This window comes from Celeribacter sp. (assembly GCF_048270365.1).
GTDB lineage: Bacteria > Pseudomonadota > Alphaproteobacteria > Rhodobacterales > Rhodobacteraceae > Celeribacter.
The window spans coordinates 25,693-45,422 of sequence record NZ_JBLWTA010000002.1 but is presented as its reverse complement, the minus strand read 5'-3'; the positions used below and the strand labels follow the sequence as shown (position 1 = coordinate 45,422).

At 59.5% G+C, this 19,730-nt stretch carries 23 protein-coding genes, 1 tRNA gene and 1 pseudogene; 15 read left to right on the top strand and 10 right to left on the bottom strand.

Features of this window, described 5'->3' with window-relative positions:
* Window positions 1–24: 24 nt before the first annotated feature.
* Complete coding sequence (locus tag ACN0X0_RS02760) at window positions 25–1,329, bottom strand: capsule biosynthesis protein (RefSeq protein WP_417277914.1); 1,305 nt, start codon at window positions 1,327–1,329, stop codon at window positions 25–27.
* 251 nt (window positions 1,330–1,580) lie between these two features.
* On the opposite strand from ACN0X0_RS02760, the gene ACN0X0_RS02755 reads away from it, so the two are divergent.
* From ACN0X0_RS02755 to nusB, 5 genes are all read left to right on the top strand, one after another.
* Window positions 1,581–2,180 (top strand): riboflavin synthase, encoded by a 600-nt coding sequence (locus ACN0X0_RS02755; protein WP_417277913.1) that lies wholly within the window; start codon window positions 1,581–1,583, stop codon window positions 2,178–2,180.
* Window positions 2,177–2,740, top strand: a complete 564-nt coding sequence (locus tag ACN0X0_RS02750) for a hypothetical protein (RefSeq protein WP_417277912.1) — start codon at window positions 2,177–2,179, stop codon at window positions 2,738–2,740. Before ACN0X0_RS02755 ends, ACN0X0_RS02750 begins: the two co-directional genes overlap by 4 nt.
* Before the next feature lie 166 nt (window positions 2,741–2,906).
* The gene (gene ribB / locus ACN0X0_RS02745; RefSeq protein WP_417277911.1) at window positions 2,907–4,022 is read left to right on the top strand and encodes a 3,4-dihydroxy-2-butanone-4-phosphate synthase; all 1,116 of its coding nucleotides are present in this window, start codon (window positions 2,907–2,909) and stop codon (window positions 4,020–4,022) included.
* A gap of 3 nt (window positions 4,023–4,025) precedes the next feature.
* On the top strand, window positions 4,026–4,562 hold the full coding sequence (locus tag ACN0X0_RS02740; RefSeq protein ID WP_417277910.1) for a 6,7-dimethyl-8-ribityllumazine synthase: 537 nt from the start codon (window positions 4,026–4,028) through the stop codon (window positions 4,560–4,562).
* A gap of 13 nt (window positions 4,563–4,575) precedes the next feature.
* Window positions 4,576–5,061 (top strand): transcription antitermination factor NusB, encoded by a 486-nt coding sequence (gene nusB, locus ACN0X0_RS02735; protein ID WP_417263570.1) that lies wholly within the window; start codon window positions 4,576–4,578, stop codon window positions 5,059–5,061.
* Window positions 5,062–5,186: 125 nt separating this feature from the next.
* On the opposite strand, the gene ACN0X0_RS02730 is transcribed toward nusB, so the two are convergent.
* Both ACN0X0_RS02730 and ACN0X0_RS02725 read right to left on the bottom strand, forming a co-directional pair.
* On the bottom strand, window positions 5,187–5,861 hold the full coding sequence (locus ACN0X0_RS02730) for an acyltransferase family protein (RefSeq protein ID WP_417277909.1): 675 nt from the start codon (window positions 5,859–5,861) through the stop codon (window positions 5,187–5,189).
* Between the two features lie 115 nt (window positions 5,862–5,976).
* Window positions 5,977–6,201 (bottom strand): annotated as a pseudogene (locus ACN0X0_RS02725) (acyltransferase family protein); the annotation flags it as partial.
* A gap of 229 nt (window positions 6,202–6,430) precedes the next feature.
* Between ACN0X0_RS02725 and ACN0X0_RS02720 the strand changes: the two are divergent.
* Together ACN0X0_RS02720 and ACN0X0_RS02715 are read left to right on the top strand one after the other, a co-directional pair.
* Complete coding sequence (locus ACN0X0_RS02720; RefSeq protein WP_417278220.1) at window positions 6,431–6,742, top strand: hypothetical protein; 312 nt, start codon at window positions 6,431–6,433, stop codon at window positions 6,740–6,742.
* Window positions 6,743–7,043: 301 nt separating this feature from the next.
* Complete coding sequence (locus ACN0X0_RS02715; RefSeq protein WP_417277908.1) at window positions 7,044–7,511, top strand: MmcB family DNA repair protein; 468 nt, start codon at window positions 7,044–7,046, stop codon at window positions 7,509–7,511.
* A gap of 56 nt (window positions 7,512–7,567) precedes the next feature.
* On the opposite strand, the gene ACN0X0_RS02710 is transcribed toward ACN0X0_RS02715, so the two are convergent.
* Window positions 7,568–7,759, bottom strand: coding sequence for a DUF6324 family protein (locus ACN0X0_RS02710; protein ID WP_167600017.1), 192 nt, complete (start codon window positions 7,757–7,759; stop codon window positions 7,568–7,570).
* 188 nt (window positions 7,760–7,947) lie between these two features.
* Between ACN0X0_RS02710 and ACN0X0_RS02705 the strand changes: the two genes are divergently transcribed.
* Window positions 7,948–8,024: transfer RNA gene (locus tag ACN0X0_RS02705), tRNA-His, on the top strand.
* 627 nt (window positions 8,025–8,651) lie between these two features.
* Here ACN0X0_RS02705 and ACN0X0_RS02700 read toward each other — a convergent pair.
* Window positions 8,652–8,987: a DUF6476 family protein gene (locus tag ACN0X0_RS02700; RefSeq protein ID WP_417277907.1), complete on the bottom strand. Its 336-nt coding sequence runs from the start codon at window positions 8,985–8,987 to the stop codon at window positions 8,652–8,654.
* Here ACN0X0_RS02700 and ACN0X0_RS02695 point away from each other — a divergent pair.
* The 4 genes from ACN0X0_RS02695 (at window position 8,986) to ACN0X0_RS02680 (ending at window position 13,385) form a co-directional block, all read left to right on the top strand.
* Window positions 8,986–10,002 carry an RluA family pseudouridine synthase gene (locus ACN0X0_RS02695; RefSeq protein WP_417277906.1) on the top strand — a complete coding sequence of 339 codons (1,017 nt, stop codon included), beginning with the start codon at window positions 8,986–8,988 and terminating at the stop codon, window positions 10,000–10,002. The two genes, ACN0X0_RS02700 and ACN0X0_RS02695, sit on opposite strands and share 2 nt — an antisense overlap.
* A 209-nt stretch (window positions 10,003–10,211) precedes the next feature.
* Window positions 10,212–11,108 carry an RNA polymerase sigma factor RpoH gene (rpoH, locus tag ACN0X0_RS02690; RefSeq protein WP_417263576.1) on the top strand — a complete coding sequence of 299 codons (897 nt, stop codon included), beginning with the start codon at window positions 10,212–10,214 and terminating at the stop codon, window positions 11,106–11,108.
* 107 nt (window positions 11,109–11,215) lie between these two features.
* Window positions 11,216–12,184 (top strand): Gfo/Idh/MocA family protein, encoded by a 969-nt coding sequence (locus ACN0X0_RS02685; RefSeq protein ID WP_417277905.1) that lies wholly within the window; start codon window positions 11,216–11,218, stop codon window positions 12,182–12,184.
* Window positions 12,185–12,608: 424 nt separating this feature from the next.
* A complete protein-coding gene (locus ACN0X0_RS02680; protein ID WP_417277904.1) occupies window positions 12,609–13,385 on the top strand; it encodes an esterase/lipase family protein in 777 nt (258 codons plus the stop codon).
* A gap of 97 nt (window positions 13,386–13,482) precedes the next feature.
* Here the strand turns inward: ACN0X0_RS02680 and ACN0X0_RS02675 are convergent, their stop codons facing one another.
* The gene (locus tag ACN0X0_RS02675) at window positions 13,483–14,652 is read right to left on the bottom strand and encodes a dipeptidase (protein ID WP_417277903.1); all 1,170 of its coding nucleotides are present in this window, start codon (window positions 14,650–14,652) and stop codon (window positions 13,483–13,485) included.
* Between the two features lie 143 nt (window positions 14,653–14,795).
* On the opposite strand from ACN0X0_RS02675, the gene ACN0X0_RS02670 reads away from it, so the two are divergent.
* Together ACN0X0_RS02670 and ACN0X0_RS02665 are read left to right on the top strand one after the other, a co-directional pair.
* Window positions 14,796–15,113, top strand: coding sequence for a DUF4389 domain-containing protein (locus ACN0X0_RS02670; protein WP_167600024.1), 318 nt, complete (start codon window positions 14,796–14,798; stop codon window positions 15,111–15,113).
* A 1-nt stretch (window position 15,114) separates the two neighbouring features.
* A complete protein-coding gene (locus ACN0X0_RS02665; RefSeq protein WP_167600025.1) occupies window positions 15,115–15,384 on the top strand; it encodes a DksA/TraR family C4-type zinc finger protein in 270 nt (89 codons plus the stop codon).
* Here ACN0X0_RS02665 and ACN0X0_RS02660 read toward each other — a convergent pair whose 3' ends face one another.
* The 4 genes from ACN0X0_RS02660 to ACN0X0_RS02645 all read right to left on the bottom strand — a co-directional run bounded on the left by ACN0X0_RS02660 (window position 15,385) and on the right by ACN0X0_RS02645 (window position 19,031).
* Window positions 15,385–15,864, bottom strand: coding sequence for a GNAT family N-acetyltransferase (locus tag ACN0X0_RS02660; RefSeq protein ID WP_417277902.1), 480 nt, complete (start codon window positions 15,862–15,864; stop codon window positions 15,385–15,387).
* Window positions 15,861–17,696, bottom strand: coding sequence for a M3 family oligoendopeptidase (locus ACN0X0_RS02655; RefSeq protein ID WP_417277901.1), 1,836 nt, complete (start codon window positions 17,694–17,696; stop codon window positions 15,861–15,863). The genes ACN0X0_RS02660 and ACN0X0_RS02655 overlap by 4 nt, the downstream gene beginning before the upstream one ends.
* A 72-nt stretch (window positions 17,697–17,768) precedes the next feature.
* On the bottom strand, window positions 17,769–18,734 hold the full coding sequence (locus tag ACN0X0_RS02650) for an alpha/beta fold hydrolase (protein ID WP_417277900.1): 966 nt from the start codon (window positions 18,732–18,734) through the stop codon (window positions 17,769–17,771).
* A gap of 6 nt (window positions 18,735–18,740) precedes the next feature.
* A complete protein-coding gene (locus tag ACN0X0_RS02645) occupies window positions 18,741–19,031 on the bottom strand; it encodes an SCP2 sterol-binding domain-containing protein (protein WP_417277899.1) in 291 nt (96 codons plus the stop codon).
* 90 nt (window positions 19,032–19,121) lie between these two features.
* Between ACN0X0_RS02645 and ACN0X0_RS02640 the strand changes: the two genes are divergently transcribed.
* Window positions 19,122–19,691, top strand: a complete 570-nt coding sequence (locus tag ACN0X0_RS02640; RefSeq protein WP_417277898.1) for a tetratricopeptide repeat protein — start codon at window positions 19,122–19,124, stop codon at window positions 19,689–19,691.
* Window positions 19,692–19,730 lie beyond the last annotated feature (39 nt).

Here is a 19,730-nt window from a genome sequence, read left to right as displayed (position 1 = left end):
TGCTCAGCGCTTCACTTCACGGATTTACTTTACAAGGCGCAGCGGTTGGCGTGGCGGCGCGGTGCCGGACAGAAGCGCCACATCAGGGGCGTCCTGAGACAACATCAGATCGACGACCTGACGCATCAACTGGCGCCGTCCGCGTTTGGAATAGAACCCGCCGGGCACTTGCGAGGTTTCCAGCAGGAACTGTCGGTAATCGCGATAGGCGCGGGTGTCGGGGCGGTCGGGCTGGGCGAAAAACGCCTCAAGGGCTTGATGCGACACGAACTCCGGTTTGTCGTAAACGGCGCGACCCAGAATGCGCAAAGGGATGCCCAGAGACAGCACCTGCTGCCCGGCGGTGGAGTTCACTGTGACGGCGGAGCGTGCGCTGTGCAAAAGCCGCTGCAACTTGCCGCCCCGAACGTGATGCACACGGTGTTCTACCCCGAATTCCGCAGAGATGCGGCGAATTTCGTGACGCAGGTTGCGGCGGTCGTTTTCCAGAGGATGCGCCTTGAACACCAGATGATGATGCGGCGGCGCGCCGCGCGCAAATCCCTCGATCACATCGGCGATGAATTCGGGCATGGTGGAATAGGGGCTGTGGACCTGAAAGCTGGTGTCATGTTCGAGCTGCAACAGCGCGATATGGAACGGATGCCCGTCGGTAAGGATCGAGCGCGTGTGCCACGCTCGCGACAGCCAATGTTGCGGCATCATCGTCAGGCGTTTGAAATACAATAGAAATTCTTTGGTGACCGGCAATTCGCGATGGCCGCGATAATGTCTAAAGGCGGAGTTTCGGAACATCACGAACCAATGATAGAGCGCGCCGTAAAAGATGTGTTGGCGCATATCGCCCCAAAGCGCGGGCGGCTCGATATTGTCGTGGTCGATCTTGTCCAGGGCGGCGCGCATCTCCGCCACAGTCAGCGACATGAGGGTCGAATTGCCGTTCGAGCCGTCGCGCTCATAGGTGACCCAATAGGGACGGATATAGCCCTCTTCGAATACATGAACGGTCAGCCCCATCTCGCGGGCTTTCTCGATCGCCAGCGCATGGACGGGGCGGGTGTCGCCATAGAGGACAATGTCGGTGACGGATTTCTCGCGCACAATCTCAGCAAAGCGGGCGGGCCAGTCATCGGCGGGCTGGGTGTAGGGCAGGAAGCTTTTGGTCGAGAACCAGAACGCCCGGTCACCGGCGTTGAAGCCGACACGCCAGACTGTGGCGCCAGCGGCGCGCAGCATTTTGCCCAAAGACCAGAAAAACGGCCCATGCGGTCCCTGCAACATCAGGAACACGCGCGTTTTCGCGGTGGTTTGGACCTCTGGGTGTTTCATGGCGTCGTCTTTGAGCCTCTCGGGCTGTCTTGTCATGGTTAAAGTGTTGCTTGCCTAAAAAATCGGGCGGATTTGTGGCCGCTCGGTCGCAGAGTGGACCGCAGAGAAAACAGGTCGACGGCAGATCTATAGGACACCATTTCCGAAAAAGGTGAAGATTCGCTGAGCGGTCTCGCGACAGCATCGCTTGCAGCAGAACGCCGGGAGCGCTACCTCTGGACGCAAAGCACTTGAGCCCGACAGGAGAAGACATGTTCACAGGGATCGTCACGGACATCGGCACCGTTCTGGAACTGGAAAAGCGCGGTGATTTGCGGGCGCGGATCGGCTGCGCGTATGATGTGGATGGGATCGAGATCGGGGCGTCGATTGCCTGTGACGGCGTGTGCCTCACCGTGATTGCGCTCGGAACCGATCCGCAAAACTGGTTCGACGTGGAAATCTCTGCCGAGAGCGTGTCGAAGACCAATATTTCGGCGTGGGACTTGGGCAAAAAACTCAATCTTGAGCGCGCCTTGAAACTCGGGGACGAATTGGGCGGCCATATCGTGTCGGGCCATGTCGATGGCGTGGCCGAGATCATCGCCATGGTGGACGAGGGCGACAGCACGCGGATCAAGTTTGACGCGCCGGAGGCCCTGGCGAAATTCATCGCGCCGAAAGGCTCGGTGGCCTTGAACGGCACGTCTTTGACGGTGAACGAGGTCGAAGGCACCAGTTTTGGCATCAACGTCATCCCGCACACTCAAGAGGTGACGACCTGGGGCCGCGTGAAAGTGGGCGATAAGGTCAACCTCGAGATCGACACGCTGGCGCGCTACGTGGCCCGTCTCCAAGAGTGGCAGGCATGACGCCTCTCCACGGCGTCGGCCACAATGGCGGCCCGGCTTTTGAGGGCGGAGTGAGCTATCGTCGCTATCTTTGGAAGAATGCGCGCAAGGGGTTGATGGGGGAGACCCTGCCCATCGAGGTCATTCGCCGTCGGGTGCGCCGCGCCGAAGAGCTGGGTCTGCCCTATAAATCCTACGCTTCCATCCGCGCTTGCACCGGCCGCGATGTGATCGGGTTTCTGTTTTCGTCCAATGCCTTGCGGCTCATTCGTCAGGGCGATCAAATGCCCCCGGCCTATGCCGACAAACTGGCGCAGGTGAAGGCCACACGGCTGGTCGCCGCGCATCATCCGCTTGTACCGGAGTTGATCGAGGCCATGGAGAGCATCGACAAAGCCACCGCAGCCCCCGCGCCCTATGCGCCGTGGAGCACGCAGCGCGCCCGCCTGTCCGCACTTTTGGGGCCGAAACTGCCGCGCGCGGGCGTTGTGTTGATTGCCGATGCGCCCTTTGAGGCGGATTGGCTGATGGCGGGCAAGCTCGGCGGCCAGATCGAGGCACCGGTTTTCTTTGGGGCCTGAGACTTTCGAGAGGGGTTTTCAAGGAGATGCCTGTCTTTTCAGACAGGGTGCGTGAAGCGACCGGCGCCTGTGCGTGTGATGAGGCTGGCGTTTGGGCGCGCAAACCTGTACGCAAAGGCGACTGAAGCCCCAGAAAGCCGCCGAAACGACCATGCCGGAAATGCACATGACTGAGACACTCAAGACCGATAGCGATACCTATCACGCCGCCATTTCCCCCATCGAGGAAATCATCGAAGACGCCCGCAATGGCCGGATGTTCATCCTCGTGGACCATGAGGATCGCGAGAACGAAGGCGATCTGGTGATCCCGTCGCAGATGGCGACGCCTGAGGCGATCAATTTCATGGCCACCTATGGGCGCGGGCTGATCTGTGTGACGCTCACCGGCGAACGGATCGACGCGCTGGGCCTGCCGATGATGGCCTCGAGCAATTCGTCGCGCCACGAAACCGCCTTTACCGTCTCCATCGAGGCGAAAGAGGGTGTGTCCACCGGTATTTCTGCGCACGACCGCGCGCGCACCGTCGCCGTGGCCATCGACCCGTCGAAAACCTCCGCCGATATTGCCACACCTGGCCATATTTTCCCGCTGCGCGCCCGTGATGGCGGTGTGCTTGTCCGCGCCGGTCATACCGAGGCTGGTGTCGATGTCGCGCGTCTTGCCGGGCTGATGCCCAGCTCGGTGATCTGCGAGATCATGAACGAAGACGGCACCATGTCGCGCCTGCCGGATCTGGTGGGCTTTGCACAGCTTCACAATCTCAAGATCGGGACGATTTCCGATCTGATCGCCTATCGTCGTCGTCACGACAACCTCGTGACCAAGGTGACGGAACGTGAGGTCCGCTCCGAATTCGGTGGCGACTGGAACATGCAGGTCTACACCGACGATCTGCACGGCGCGGAACATATCGTGCTGACCAAGGGCGATGTCTCCGATGGCAAGCCGGTGCTCGTGCGCGTGCACAACCTCAACCCGCTCGAAGACGTCTTGGGCATTTGCAAGACCTCGCGCGAGATGGAAGGCGCGATGGAACTGATCGCCGAGGAGGGTCGCGGTGTGGTCGTCCTGCTGCGCGACACGCGGATGAAGCTCGCCGATGAGGACGAAGCCTCGCCACAAACTCTGCGCCGCTACGGTCTTGGTGCCGAAATTCTCGCCGCACTCGGACTGCATGAGTTGATCCTCGTGACGGATAGCCCGAAACCGAAAGTGCCGGGGCTTGAGGCCTTTGGTCTCGAAATCACCGGCACACGAAAAATCACCGAAGGGGCATGAACCATGGCCGCTGCTGAACAACATCACATTCTCGATCTGCCGTCCTTCGAAGAGCCGGTGAAAATCCTGATCGTCGTGGCACCTTATTATAAGGACATCGCCGACGAGCTGGTCGCGGGCGCCAAATCCACCGTCGAGCAAGCCGGCGGCACCTGGGATCTGGTCGAAGTGCCGGGCGCTTTGGAGGTTCCCACCGCGATCTCCATCGCCGACAAGCTGTCGAACTTCGACGGCTATGTGGCGCTGGGCTGTGTGATCCGGGGCGAAACCACGCATTACGAGACGGTCTGCAACGACAGCTCGCGCGCGATTCAGTTGATGGGCCTTCAGGGGCTTTGCATCGGCAATGGCATCCTGACCGTGGAAAACCGCGACCAGGCCGTGGTGCGTGCCGAGAGCAAAGGTCAAAATAAAGGCGGCGGGGCAGCGGCTGCAGCCTTGCATCTCATTGCGCTTTCGCGCAAATGGGCCGCTCCGAGCAAGGGCGTGGGATTCCACGCGGACGCGATCAAGCTTGCCGGTGACACCAAGCCAGCATGATGGACGCAAAAGAATGACCGAAGAGAACACCCATCTGAAACCGCCCACCAAGCGCGAGATGAAATCCGCCGCGCGGCTGTACTCCGTGCAGGCGCTGTTTCAAATGGAGGCGGCGGATATGACCGTCGACAAGGTGCGCCGCCAGTTCTACGACCATTTCTTCGGTCTGGTGACCGAGGAAGAGGGCACGTTTATTGATGGCGACAGCGACCTGTTTCACGAGATCACCGAGATCGCGGTCAACGATCAGGCGAAGATCGACCAGATGACCAACCGGGCTTTGGTGGCGAAATGGCCGATCGCGCGGATCGACTCGACGCTTCGTGCTCTGTTCCGTGCCGCAGGCGCCGAGCTTTTGTCCGGTCGCACACCGCCCAAGGTGGTGATTGTGGAATTCGTGGACGTCGCCAAGGCGTTTTACCCCGATGGTCGTGAGCCGAAATTCGTCAATGCGGTGCTGGATCATATGGCCCGCGAGGCTCGACCGGAGGCCTTTTAAGGCCGTAGGGAGAACGAGCAAATCAAGCATGTGAGGCTCGACCGGAGGCTTTTTAAGGCCATATCTGGAGCCAAGCAGTTCTGACATTTTTAAACCGGGCGCTCTCAAAAGCGTCCGGTTTTCCTTTACGCGCCCACAAGCTGACGGCTGTGATTGGGAAAGGCCCGGCGCAAGAGCGCAATGGAGCCCAGGCAGAGGGCAAAGAGCACCCCGGTCATGACCGCGATATTCGCCAGTGGCGCAGTGAAGAGAGGTCGGTAACCTACCTCAAGCAGCAGGTAAATCATCGGCGCGTGGAGGAAAAACACCCCGAAACTCGCTTCCGCAAGGGACTGGCTCCACCCAAGGGGCCGGTCTGCATAGCGCTCCAACAGGCCCAGAATCGCAAAAGACAGCGCCAGCTTTTGCGGCATCATCAGGTCGATCTCGCTCCAACGCAGGCTAAATCCTGTGTGATAATTGCCGTAATGCCCCATCTGCGCGGCCAGCATCGCCAAAAGAATGGCGCTCAGCAGGAGTGGAAAGGTCAGCCGTTTCAGGAGAGGGAGGGCCGCCGCCCGGTGCTGCATATAGGTCATGCCGGTGAGATAGACGGGCGTGAAATAGATCACCGATTGCGGGATCACCATATCCTCGACCGAGCGCTGCACAATGTTGGACAGAAGGTAAAGCACCGCCAAGAGGCTGAGCTGATGGTTCAGAGACAGGCGTTGATAGGCCATGTGCAGAGGCGACATCAGGAATATCACCAGAATGGCGGGCACATACCAATAGGCGATCACCGTATTGCCGCTGAGCAAAAGATGCGCGCCATAAAGAACCCGCGCGCCGATCTCGCCCGAGGGAGGCCTCGCGCAGCACGACGAACACGGTCAGAGGCAGCGCCAGAACGAGATAGGGCAGGGCGACATTGCGGAGCTTTGAACGCATGAAACGCCGAAACGTGTAGCGCGGCACAAAGACATGTTGGAACAGAATGCCGGAGATCAGCACAAAGAACACGGTCGCGCCGGTCAGCAGGTTGATGAAAGTGCCCTGCGCCAGCGTCGGGCTGTCGTAATGCGCAAGCAGGATGCAGTGGGAGGCCACGACAAAGACAATCGCCAGCGCGCGGAAATGGGTGATGGCATGGAGCGTCATGGGGTCCTCATCTTCGGCCAGTTTTGGGGCGTGTGGCGTGCCGCTTTTGACCAGATAACAGGCCAATCATGGAGATTTTGAGGCTGGATCGGGGTCTTTCGATGCGCGGCATCGCGAGAGACCAGCCGCTACATCCTGTCACCTGTTGTCATATGCAGGATTTGATATAGATTCTGTGCTATAGAACTCAGAGTCTCATGTCGGGAGCGCTGCCATGCCACAATCTGCCATGCCCAAACTGGTCAAACTCTACATCACTCAGGTGCTGATCGGCTTTGCCATCGCCGCCGCTTTTGTCGCGACGCTTCTCTATTTCAACGTCGCCAACCTCTGGCATCTGGTGACGCACAATGACGTCGGCATCATCGCTGTGATAGTCTTGTGGTTCGCCAATGGCATTGTCTTCTCCGGCGTGCAATTTGCCATTTCGATCATGCGCATGGCCGAAAGCGAGGATGGTGATCAGGGCGGCAAGCGCGATGATATTCCGCTCACCGCTCTTGAGCCGATCCCCGTTGAGGCGCAGTCCCGGCGCCGCTAACTTATAGACTTTCCAATAAAAAACGCGCCCCGAGAGGCGCGTTCTTTGTAAGGCGGCGGGGGACCACAGCATCCGTAGCGACGCTTTGCTCCCGATGCCTGATATATCAGGTGGGCGCCAGGTAACAAAACCAGGGTCTTGACAGAGCCAGCTCCCATTCGGTTGCGTAAGGCCTCCGGAGACTTGCGCCCATGTGTACGAAACGAGCAGATCCCGCCTCAGCCCGAGATAGGGCGAACCACGGCAAAGGACAAGGGGCAGGGCGTTGAAATTCTCCCCCACTTGCGCCAGATAATTCCCCATGCCCGATCCAACAGACATCACCACCTATCAACCCGGCCAACTTCTGGCCCGCGGCGTCTCGCGCCACATGCGCAGCCATGATTTCACCTGCGTCGAGGAACTCGTCCCTGCGCGCGGTCTGCGCGTCGATGTCATGGCGCTGGGGCCAAAAGGCGAGGTCTGGGTGATCGAATGCAAATCCAGCCGCGCGGATTTCATGTCGGACAGCAAATGGCAGGGCTATCTGGAATGGTGCGACCGCTATTTCTTCGCGGTCGATGCCGAGTTTCCGGTCGAGATCCTGCCCGAAGACGCGGGCCTCATTTTGGCGGATGGCTACGGCGCCGAGATCGTGCGGATGCCCGATGAGGACAAACTGCCCGCCGCTCGGCGTAAGAAAATCCACATGATCTTTGCCCGCACCGCCGCCGCGCGGCTCCAGAGCTACCGCGATCCGGGCGTCGCCGGAATGTTCAAAGAAAAATAGTCTTCTTCGTGGGAAAAATACTCCCGCCAGAGGCAAACAACCTCTCAGGCGTGAGCTTACTTCGCCAACTTGCGCGCCTGTGCCGCCGCTGCGCGCAGCTCTTCGGCGATCTCTTCGGCCTCTTCCGGTTCGAAATCCATCGGAATCTCGATGCCACCCGTCGCCTCAATGAACATGCGCACCATGCCAAGTGTGGTCGGCCCGATCTGAAGATTGGCTTCGATGTCTTTTTCCGAATTGATACCCATGATGGCTCCTTTGTGGATGAGAAAGGCGTTTACGCGTTTGAGGCAGATGAGGCAAGCCGGCTCTGGGCGCGCGCGGTCTCGCCCTTTGCACAGAGAAGTGTTTTGCGAAAAATCTGCCTGCCAAAGCGTGGTTTTGTCCAAACTGCCTCTTGCATTCATCATCACAGGACAGTACATCCCCCGACAGTGCCGCCTTAGCTCAGTAGGTTAGAGCGCCTGATTGTGGATCAGGAGGTCCCCCGTTCGAGCCGGGGAGGTGGTACCACTCCCCCCCCACACACATATACACGACATGTTATGGTACGCCGCAGATGGCTTCGGCCCGCGCGCCGTTCCGCATCGCCATATCCCCCCCCATCAGCAGATCCGAGTGATCCGTCTTCTGACGCTTTCGGCCGTCACCCTTGTCTGGCGATGGCGGGGGGTATTTCGGCTGGGATGGCGCGGTCTGGCGCGGTCTGACACGCGAGATTCACGTGGCCCAGCCGACGGGACGTTTGCGCCGCGCATGGACCAGGGCGATGCGCGACAACATGGAGCGATTCATTCGCCTAAGTCCTGAACTTCAAGGCAAAATTTCCGGGTTGCATTGGGCTGCGACAAAATGTAGCAATTTGTGGAATTGCATGTTAGTCTTCCAATTAGGGAGGACATGATGCACCTTTATGTCGTAGGATTGGCCTATTCGGCCCTGGTCCTGCTTCCGGTCGCATTGTTCGCTTATGCAGCCTGTGAATGCTGCAAAGGTCGAACAGACGACGGAGCAGTCTGACCTTAAAAGAACACTCCCGACTGTTGGCCTGTCATGGGCCTCATGTTCGGGGGGAGGAACGCGGCGCAGGGGAGGGCGCCGCGTTCTCTGTTTCAGAGGCGGGATTTTTAAAGGGGCGGGTTAATTCGCACCAGTCTCCACCGCAACTCTCTGGCGCAGCGCGCCGGTCGCGGCATCGAAAATCAAAATCTCGTCCCCGGCCACCACCGCGACCCAATCGGAGCCGCGCGTCACCGCCTCCGGCGTGACACCTTCGGGCAGATCGAGCGCCTCGGGCCAGCTCAGCGCAGGTCCTGTATTCTCAAAATCCGGGAAGCGCGTGACAAGGAAGCCAATCAGCACTAGAAACCCGACAATCATCACCCCCAAAAGCCCGGTGACCAGCCGACGCAACAGCGTCAGCCCCGCCGCGTCTTTCGGGTTCAATTCGAAGTCCTTACCTACCGGATCATCCATGACTGTCACCGTTTCTTTTACCATCGGGGAACACCCGCCCAAACGTCTTGATAAGGCGATTGCTCGCGATGTGCCAGAAGAAGCCACGCTGTCGCGCTCGCGGCTTGTGAAACTTCTGGCCGAAGGCGCCGTAAAGGTGAACGGCGCGGTCGTCACAGATCAAAAGGGCAAGGTTGAAGAGGGCGATCTGGTCGAGATCACGGTCGAGGAAGCGACCGAGGTCGAATTGAAGGCCGAAAACATCCCGCTCGACGTGATCTACGAGGATGACGACCTGATCGTGGTGAACAAACCCGTCGGCATGGTCGTCCATCCGGCGCCGGGCAGCCCGTCGGGCACTTTGGTCAACGCCTTGATGCATCATTGCGGCGACAGCCTGTCGGGGATCGGCGGCGAAAAACGCCCTGGCATCGTGCATCGGATCGACAAGGACACCTCGGGCATTCTGGTTGTCGCGAAATCCGACAAGGCGCACCAAGGCCTTGCGAAACAATTCGAAAAACACACGGTCGAGCGCAAATATTTCGCGCTGGTCTATGGCGCGCCGGACCCGATGGACCCGCGGCTGCGCGGCGTCAAAGGCGTGAGTTTCGAAGGCTCGAACATTCTGCGCATCACCACAATGCTGGGCCGTCACAAGACGGATCGGCAAAAGCAGGCGGTGTCCTTCACAGAGGGCCGCCATGCGATCACCCGCGCGCGCGTGCTGGAGCTATACGGCACGCCGGCACAATTGGCGCTGGTGGAGTGCTGGCTAGAAACCGGGCGCACCCACCAAATCCGCGTGCATATGGCGCATGCCGGGCACGGGTTGGTTGGCGATCAGACCTATGGCGGGCGGCGCAAACTCAATCACAAGGCGCTCTCCGAGGCGGCGCGCGATGCGGTGGATGCCTTCCCGCGTCAGGCGCTTCACGCCGCTGTTTTGGGCTTTATCCATCCGGTGACACGCGAAGACATGCGGTTCGAGGCGCCTTTGCCGGAGGATATGCAGGGGCTTCTGGATACGCTCTAAGCGCCCGGTCTTTGTAACATGCGGCCACATCGTTGTGAGCCGGGTGAAATCTTGACGGTTTTGCTTGGGGAACTTTTTGGCTTGGGTCATGGTTTGTTCAGACCTTGGACATAGGAATATGCGTGCCGCCCCTTGAAAGCGCTAACAGGCCTTCCCAAATGGCATGTTAAGCCTTATAACATAGGCGTGACGCGGGAGAGATGTGAGAGATGAGTAATTACGCCAATTTGCCGGCTCCGAGCCCCGAACAGGGCCTGAACCGCTATTTGCAGGAAATCCGCAAGTTCCCGATGCTGGAACCCGAGGAAGAATACATGCTGGCGAAACGCTGGGTGGATCATGAGGACGCCACTGCGGCGCATAAGCTTGTGACCTCGCACCTGCGTTTGGCGGCGAAAATCGCCATGGGCTATCGCGGCTACGGCTTGCCGCAGGCCGAAGTTGTGTCGGAGGCCAATGTGGGCCTGATGCAGGCGGTGAAACGCTTTGATCCGGAAAAGGGCTTTCGCCTCTCGACCTATGCGATGTGGTGGATTCGTGCGAGCATTCAGGAATATATCCTGCGCTCTTGGTCGCTGGTGAAACTCGGGACGACGTCGGCGCAAAAGAAACTCTTTTTCAATCTGCGCAAGGCCAAGGCCCGCATCGGCGCCTTTGAGGACGGTGATTTACATCCCGATAACGTCAAACAGATCGCCACCGATCTGGGCGTGACCGAGGATGAGGTCATTTCGATGAACCGGCGGATGTCGGGCGGGGACGCCTCCCTCAATGCCACCGTCGGCAATGACGAAGAAGGTTCTGCGCAATGGCAGGACTGGCTTGAGGACGAGAGTGCCAATCAGGCGGCCGATTACGAGGCCAAAGATGAGATGGACACCCGCCGTCAGCTTTTGGTGCAGGCGATGGATGTGCTCAATGAGCGCGAAAAAGACATCCTGATGCAGCGCCGTCTCAAGGATCAGCCGGTGACGCTCGAAGAGCTGTCGAGCCAATATGAGGTCTCCCGCGAACGCATCCGCCAGATCGAGGTGCGCGCTTTTGAGAAACTGCAAAAACGCATGCAGGAGCTGGCGAAGGAACAGGGCATTCTGGAAAGCGCTTGATCTGATCGGCAAATGAGAATTTCAAAGGGGTGGCTATGCGGCTGCCCCTTTTTCTTTGCGCCGCTATGACGCATGATGGCGGTAACATGATAAAAGGAGAACGGCACATGACCCCTGTCCGCTTTGGCGTTTTGGGCGCTGCAAATTTTGCCCGCGAACATATGGCCCGCGCGATCCATGAGGCGGAAGGCGCCACTTTGGCGGCGCTGGCCACCTCATCCGAGGACAAAGCCGCACCGTTTCAGGCCTTTGCTCCCGATCTCAAGGTCTTCACCGATTACGACGCCATGCTGGCCTCGGACGAGATCGACGCGGTCTATATTCCGCTGCCCAACCACCTGCATATCGACTGGAGCCTCAAGGCCCTCGCGGCCGGGAAACATGTGCTTTGCGAGAAACCGATCGCGATGAAGGCGGAGGAGATCGACGCGCTGATCGTCAAACGTGACGAGACGGGGCTGATCTGTGCCGAGGCCTTCATGATCGTGCATCACCCGCAATGGGCGCGCGTGCGGGACCTTTTGGCGGCGGGCGAGATCGGCGATCTCATGCGGGTCGAGGTCGGGTTTTCCTTTGACAACCCGGACATGAACAATATCCGAAACCGGCCTGAAACCGGCGGCGGGGCCTTGGGCGACATCGGGGTCTATGCCATGGGGTCGACGCGGTTTGCGACCGGGGAGGAGCCGGTTGAGATCACCCATGCCGAGATCACCCGCGAGAATGGCGTCGATGTCAGCGCCGAATTTTCCGCGCGCTTCCCGAGCTTTGCCTATCACGCCTATGTCTCCATGCGCATGGCACCCTTCCAGGAGGTGCGGTTTCATGGTTGCAAGGGTCTGATCATCCTCAAAACCCCCTTCAATGCGGGCACGGCGGGGCTGGCCGAGATCGAAATTCGTGACACCCAAGGCGGGCTGAAACTCGAACGTTTCCCCCGCGTGCGCCAATACGTCTGTCAGGTCGAAACCTTTGTCCGCACGGTGCGCGACGGGGCGGACTATCCGTGGAGCTTGGAAAACGCGCGCGGCACGCAGGCGATGATCGACAGCGTATTTGACGCGGATCAAGGCTAAGCCCCGCGACTCGCGCTATTCTATAGATGTTGGAACGGCAAAGGAGGATGACATGAGAATGTCCCGCATGACTGGCCAGAACAACATGGAGGATCCGCCGCAATAACCGGTGCTTCCGGCTCAAGTGTTTCGAACCCGTGGAGGGATGTTGGACCGCAGGGCAGGAGCAGGGATTTGGAGGGTTCGATCACGGGTGCCGCCGATTGAGGCTTGTGACCCCGGATGAAGCGAGACGGAGGAGCATGTGCCCCCTCGCTCAAAGGGCCGACGCCTGTGATGACGAACCTGCCGAATGGATCGGTAAGCGGTGACAGCTGTTTGGCTGTGGTATCCTCAGGGAGAAAAATGGATGGGCGCCCAGTGGGCGCCCTTTGCGTTTTGTGCACCCTTGTTTTGTCATGAACCTTCGGCCATATGACCGCCCATGAAGAGTTTGTTTTACGCCTTAGCTTTCAGTGGCTTGTCTCTGCCCTTGGCGGCTGAACCATCCGCCGATCCAGAGACCCGCTGCGTGATCTTGCTGCATGGTCTCGCGCGCACCGATGCGTCGATGTTGGTGATGGAACACGCTTTGCAGGCGGCGGGCTACCGGGTCGTCAATCACGGGTATCCGTCGCGCGAGGCGCCCGTGGCGCTCCTGGCCGATCCGGCTCTGCGCGCGGCGCGAGCGGGGTGTGATGAGGACATCTCTCCCGATGTGGTAACCCACTCCATGGGCGCGATCCTCTTGCGCAGTTTTGCCGCCGATCACCCGGAGCTGGACTGGGGCCGCGTGGTCATGCTGGGCCCGCCCAATCATGGCTCCGAGATCATAGACACCTTTGGCGACTACGCGGCTTTTGAGACGGCCAATGGCCCGGCGGGATTACAGCTTGGCACAGAAAGTCTGCCGGATAGTCTGCCGCCCGTGCCCTTTGAGACCGGGGTGATCGCCGGGAGCCAGTCTCTGAACCCGATCCTCTCAGCCGTCATTGAAGGCGAGGACGATGGCAAAGTCTCCGTTGAAAGCACCAAGGTCGAAGGCATGACGGCACATCTGACCCTACCGGTGACGCATACCTTCATGATGCAGAACCCGCGCGTCATCGTTCAGAGCTTAAGCTTTCTGAACACGGGCGCGTTTGAGCCGGAACTGAGCGCGGGGGACGCGCTCAGCGAGTTGTGGGACTTGGGCGTCGAAAGCGTTTCTCAAAAACCTTGAGGCACTCAATTTTTGAGAAACGCAGCAATATCAATTCAGTGTGGCAACGTTTTCCGCTCAATCTGAAACAGATTAAACGAAAAACGCTTGAATAGGTTTAATCGGGCAAAACCGCGCCCAGAACCCGCATCATATTGCCGCCCATGACGCCGGCGATCTGATCTTCGGTGAGGCCCTGATCCATGAGCGCCTGGGTCAGCGCCGCAAGTTCCGAAGTGTCGAATTCCACCGTGACCGAGCCGTCGTAATCCGACCCAAGCGCAACATGATCGGCACCGACCAAATCGACCGCCGCCTTGATCGTTTTGGCGACCCCTGCGGGCGAGGCGTCACAGGTCACATCCGCCCAATAGCCGATGCCAATGACGCCGCCGGTGGCCGCGATCTGTTGCATCAAACCGTCTTCGAAATTGCGCTTCACCGGGCAATGCGAATGGATGCCGGTGTGCGACAGCACCAGCGGCTGGTCGGTCATCTCGATCACCTCGCGCGCCATCAGCGGCGAGGCATGGGCCAGATCAATCACCATCCGCTTGGCGATCATCTCATTCACTACGGCGCGGCCAAACTCGGTCAGGCCAGTGTTTTCCTCACCATGCAGAGAACCGCCAAGCGCGTTGTCGAAGAAATGCGTGAGCCCCATGAGCCGGTAGCCCGCGTCATAAATCCGGTCCAGGTTGGCGAGGTCTCCCTCCAAAATATGCCCGCCTTCCGCGCCCAAAAGCGCACCGGTCAGGGGCAGGCCTTCGGCGCGCGCGGCCAGAACCGCGTCGAGGTCGGATTTGGTGCGAATGATCCGCACCTGATCCGGGGCCTTCTCCTCATAGCCCTGCATCCGTTTCGCCATGTAAAGCCCGCGCTCGGTCAGATTGCCCCAGCTTTTCACGGGCCAAAGTTCCCCGATGGCCAAAAGCGTGATGTTGTCGCGCGCCTCCGTGGAATTGTGGTCGTAATTTTGCCCGGCGGGGCTTTTGGTGACGGCGGTGAAGACCTGGACCGCGACATTGCCTTCGCGCAGGCGCGGGAAATCGACGTGGCCGCGATTGCCGCGTTTCAACAGGTTGCGGTTCCACAAAAGGCTGTCGGCATGCAAATCACCGATCACGATCCGATCATGCAGCGCCTGCGCCGCCTCTGTGACGGGGTAGGGCGCGTGTTCGACCATGCCGTTCTGGCCCTTCTCGACGATCCCCGGCAAAACGCCGAAGAAAAACGCCGCTCCCGCGACGATGATGACGCCAAGGCCGCGGCCAATCCATTTGATCATTGAAAATCCTCCCGTTTTGACGTGAGCCTAGGCGCAGTCGCAAAAACGCCCAAATGAAACCTCGCGTCATCTCACACGATCATGATGATTTTGGTCGCGCGGTCTTCGCGTTAAACTGCTGACACATAAAAAAGGAATCATCCATGGCCGACCCGCATGAATTCGATCACGTGATGCCCGAAATGGGCGGCAAGAAACCGGCGCGGCCCGAGGAAATTTCCGAGAACATCGGCGCGCGTATCCTCTATTCGATCATCATCTGGGTGATGATGAGCTTTGCCTCGACCATAATCGGCGTGTTGGCGGTGTTGCAGGCGATCATCATGTTGATGAATGGCAAAAAGCCCAACGACCGGGTGGCGGATGCGGGCACGGATATCGGCATCTGGTTCGCCAAGGCGACGCGCTACATCACCGGCGACAGCGAGGTGAAGCCCTGGCCTTGGACGGAGCTCGACTAAGATGGCAGGCGGCTGGGCAAAAGATGGCGCGGTGAGCGAACAGATCGAGGCCTCGATCTCCGACGAATTGGCGCGGATGAAACACCATCGCGCGCCGGTGGGCGAAAGTTTCACGGAATGCGCCGAATGCGGCGAGGACATCCCAGAGGCGCGGCGCAAGGCCATTCCGGGCGTGAAGCTCTGCATCGACTGTCAGCAGGAGCGTGATGGCGCCTATAAGGCGCGCGGCGGCATCAACCGGCGTGGGTCGAAAGACAGCCAGTTGAAGTGATCACCTGAGATCAAGCCGTAGGATGTGCTGCGGCCCGAAGCCGCCGCCATGATAGAGCGCGCCGGTGTCGGTAAAGCCGCCGTTCAGATAGGCTTTGCGAGCATGGGGGTTGCGGCAATTCACCGTGAGGTAGCAGAGGCTACGCTCCGGGTAAGTCTCCGCCAGATAGGTCTTGAGCGTCGCGCAGGCCTTTGATGCAATCCCGCGTCCCTGCGCCTTGTGATCAATCAGAAACATCCGAAGCCCAAGCGCGCCCGGCTCTGCGAACTCGTGGCTCTCGGCATAGCTTCGATCAATGGCGAAAAAGCCGACGGGCTTGCCACCTTCCTCGATCACATGACCGTCACGATCCTCGGGCGCGCTGCCCATGGTCTCGGCAGGCATCCCGGAAAACTGCGCCTGCTCCGGCGGCAAGGAAAACCCCGCAACACGGTGCAACGCGCTGCGGGGCAGGGGATTTATTGTGAGGCCGGAGCTCACTCCATCGCTTCCAACTCATCAATAAAGCCAGAGATCATGCTGAGGCCCTTGTCCCAGAATTTCGGATCGGACGCGTCGAGACCGAAGGGTTCCAAAAGCTCCTTGTGGTGTTTCGAGCCGCCCGCTTTGAGCATGTCGAAATACTTGTCCTGAAAGCCGTCGGGCTGTTCCTGATAGGCCGCATAGAGCGCGTTTACCAAGCCGTCGCCAAAGGCATAGGCGTAGACGTAGAAGGGCGAATGCACGAAATGCGGCACGTAGGACCAATAGACCTCGTAGCCGTCCATGAATTCAAACGCCGGGCCGAGGCTTTCGCCCTGCACCGACATCCAGAGCTTGTTGATCTCGTCAGAGGTCAGCTCGCCGCCCTTGCGCGCGTTGTGGAGTTTGCATTCGAAGTCGTAAAACGCGATCTGGCGCACGACCGTGTTGAGCATGTCCTCGACCTTGCCGGCGAGCAAAACCTTGCGCTCGGCGGGCGTTTTCGCGTCTTTCAACAGCTTTTGGAAGGTCAGCATTTCGCCAAAGACCGACGCCGTTTCCGCCAAGGTCAGCGGCGTGTTGGCCAACAACTCGCCCTGACCCGCGGCCAGAACCTGATGCACGCCGTGGCCCAATTCGTGGGCGAGGGTCATGACATCGCGCTGTTTGCCCAGATAGTTCAGCATCACATAGGGGTGCGCGTCGGTGACGGTCGGATGTGCAAAAGCGCCCGGCGCTTTACCCGGTTTTACGCCCGCGTCGATCCAGCCATCGGTGAAGAACGGCTTGGCGATCTCGGCCATTTTCGGCGCAAAGCCCGCGTAGGCCTCCATCACCGTGTTCTGCGCCTCGTCCCAACCGATGGTGCGGGTTTCTTCCAGCGGAAGCGGCGCGTTGCGGTCCCAGACCTGCAGCTTATCAAGGCCCAACCAGCCACGTTTCAGCTCGTAATAGCGATGCGACAGTTTCGGATAGGCCGCAACCACGGCGTCGCGCAGCGCCTCGACCACCTCGGGTTCGACGTCATTCGACAGGTGGCGGCCTGTCTGCGGCGTCGGCATGCCGCGCCATTTGTCCTCGATGTCGCCCATCTTGGCCAAAGTGTTGTGAACACGGGTGAAAATCTTGATGTTGCTGCCAAGAACCTTAGCGACTTCCTTGGCCGCCGCCTCGCGCACGGTGCGGTCGGGGTCGGACATGAGCGTCGTCGTCGCCTCAAGGCCCAGCGTCTCACCATTCACCTCGAATTTGAGATCGGCGACGGTTTCATCGAAGAGTTTGTTCCACGCCGACGCGCCCACGACGGACATATCGTGTTCGTAGCGTTCCAATTCGTCAGAGAGCTGATAGGGCCGCATTTTGCGCATCCGCTCAAAGATCGGCCGGTAGCGTGACAACCCGTCATGCTTGAGCATCTCTTCAAGCGTCTCCTCGGGAATGCGGTTCACTTCGAGGGAGAAAAACACCAGCGGCGCGGTGTAAGTCGTGATCTTGTCCTGAATATCGGAAAAGAATTTGGCGCGCTCACCATCGACCGTGTTCTGGTAATAGAGGAGCCCCGCGAAAGAGCCCAGACGCCCGGCGACCTGTGAAATCCGTTCGTCGCGCAGGATGCATTCATACATGCCCTCGCCATCGAGATCGGCGAGCTTGCCCTCGTAATCCTCGGCAAAGCTGGCGCAATGTTCCTCGAGCCAGTCGAGATCGCGTTTCACCTCGGGGGCGTCGGTGGCGGGGTAGAGGTCCGTCAGGTCCCAATCCGGCAGGTCTCCGAACTTCTTCGCGCCGCCCTCGGCACTTGCATCGAAAACTCTGTCTTGCCGCTCTCGCTGCGTCATGGTGAACCGCATCGCATCACTCCTTATGTCTTTGACACAAGAGATAGGCGCTCTGCGCGGGGGATGCAAAGGGGGGAGGGCGGTTTAGCCGTTGCTTTGCTCAAAAAGCGCGGCGAGCCGGTCGTAGAACAGCTTGCGCGTGGCGGGCGTCTCCATCGGCACCTCGTGGCGTGCGCCCGGCACAATCACCAATTCGCAGGACGGCCAACGCGTCGCCAAATCCTTGACCGCTTGGGTGTTCACGATCTTCTCGTCGCCACCGAGAAAACACAAGACCGGCACATCCGGCAAATCATGCTCGAACGCCCAGTCGTTTTCCCGGATCGCCTCCGTGACCCAATGCGAAGACGGCCCGCCAAGCCCCAGATCGGGCTGGGCCACGACCTGATCGGTCATGTAATCGAACATCTCGCGATCCGAGGTCAAAAGATTGTCCTTGAACCCGTGCCAGATCATGTAGGTCTCGGGTTTTGTGCCCGGTGCGCGCAGGTTCTGAAGCCCCAGCGCGTGCAGCACCGGAGAGGCAAACCGCACCAAAAGTTTCTGAACGGGCGTCAGGCCAATCCCCCACATCGGCGCGGAAAATCCGGCGGCCTGAAAGGGTTTGCCCTCAATGAGCGCCCGGATGCCAATCGCGCCACCCATAGAGTGGCCGATCAGGAACCACGGCTTTGGCATGGCGTGTTCTTCGGCCAGATTTTCGACGAGCGCCATCACCGCATCGAGGTCCTTTTGGTAGTCCTGAAAATCCTCAACATGGCCGATGCGCCGGTCTTTCAACAGACGCTCCGCAATGCCTTGCCCGCGCCAGTCGATCGCCAAAGAGGCAAAGCCACGGGCGGCCAAATCCGCCGCCCCGCGACCGTATTTCTCAATGCATTCGGTGCGCCCGGGCAGGATGAACACCGTGCCTTTCGCGCCCTCTCGAGTATCCTGCAAGGGCCAAAGTCCGACCCTGATCCGCACCCCGTCCGAGGTGGTCAGCCAATAGGCCGTGCCGCCCTCCGGCCCTTGGGCCAGATCGGCAAAATAGGGTGCGGTTTCGGTCATCTGCGATCAGGCCAGAACAGAGCCCAGTTGCATCGCAAGGCCCATGTCGCCATCGACCGACAGTTTGCCCTGCATAAAGGCGGCGGTCGGGTTCACATCGCCCTCGATGATGCCTTGAAAGGTCTCAACATCGGCGGTCAGGGTCACATCGGCCTCGTCGTCAGAGGCGCGCGCGCCGTCACCATCGACCAGAATGGCGCCTTCGCCTTCGATCACGAATTTTGCGACACCGGCGTCAAAACCGCCATCCATCTTTTCGTTCAGGGCTGCGACGGCTTTGGTGATGAGATCGCTCATGGGTTTTCCTTTGGTTGGTCTTTGCGGAGCATATAGGCACTCATTTGTGACTTTGAACATCCGCCTCAGAAAGCTACTATCGAAAGTGTTATGAAAGCATTGCGACAATTTCTCAAATGTGCCGTTACGTTTCCGGCCCTGTTCTGTCTATTTTTTGCCGGACAGCCGGGGTTTGCGGCGGATCAGGCGCGGCTTGATACGCTTTTTGCCGAATTGTCCGAGGCCGATCCCTACGGTGCCGGTCAGATCGAACAGGAAATTGCCATGGAGCTGTCGCGCTCTGGCTCTGACGCGATGGATTTGCTGTTGGAGCGGGGTCGCGCGGCGATGGAGGTCGGCGATGTCCAAGGCGCGATTGGCCATTTGACCGCTTTGGTGGATCACGCGCCCGAGTTCACCGAAGGCTATAACGCCCGCGCGACGGCCTATTTCATGGCCGGGCTTTATGGCCCCGCGATTGCCGACATCGGTCAGGTTCTTGACCGCGAGCCGCGTCATTTTGGGGCGCTGTCGGGGCTGGCGCTGATCTTGGAAGAGATCGGGGATAACCCGCGCGCGATGGAAGTCCTCTTGCAAGTCCAGAAGATTCACCCGCAAATGCAGGGGCTGTCGGATCGGATTGCGCGTCTGGAACTGGTCCTTCAGGGCACGGCGCTCTAGAATCTCTCTGGCAAGAACAAGAATCTGGCAAGAACAAGA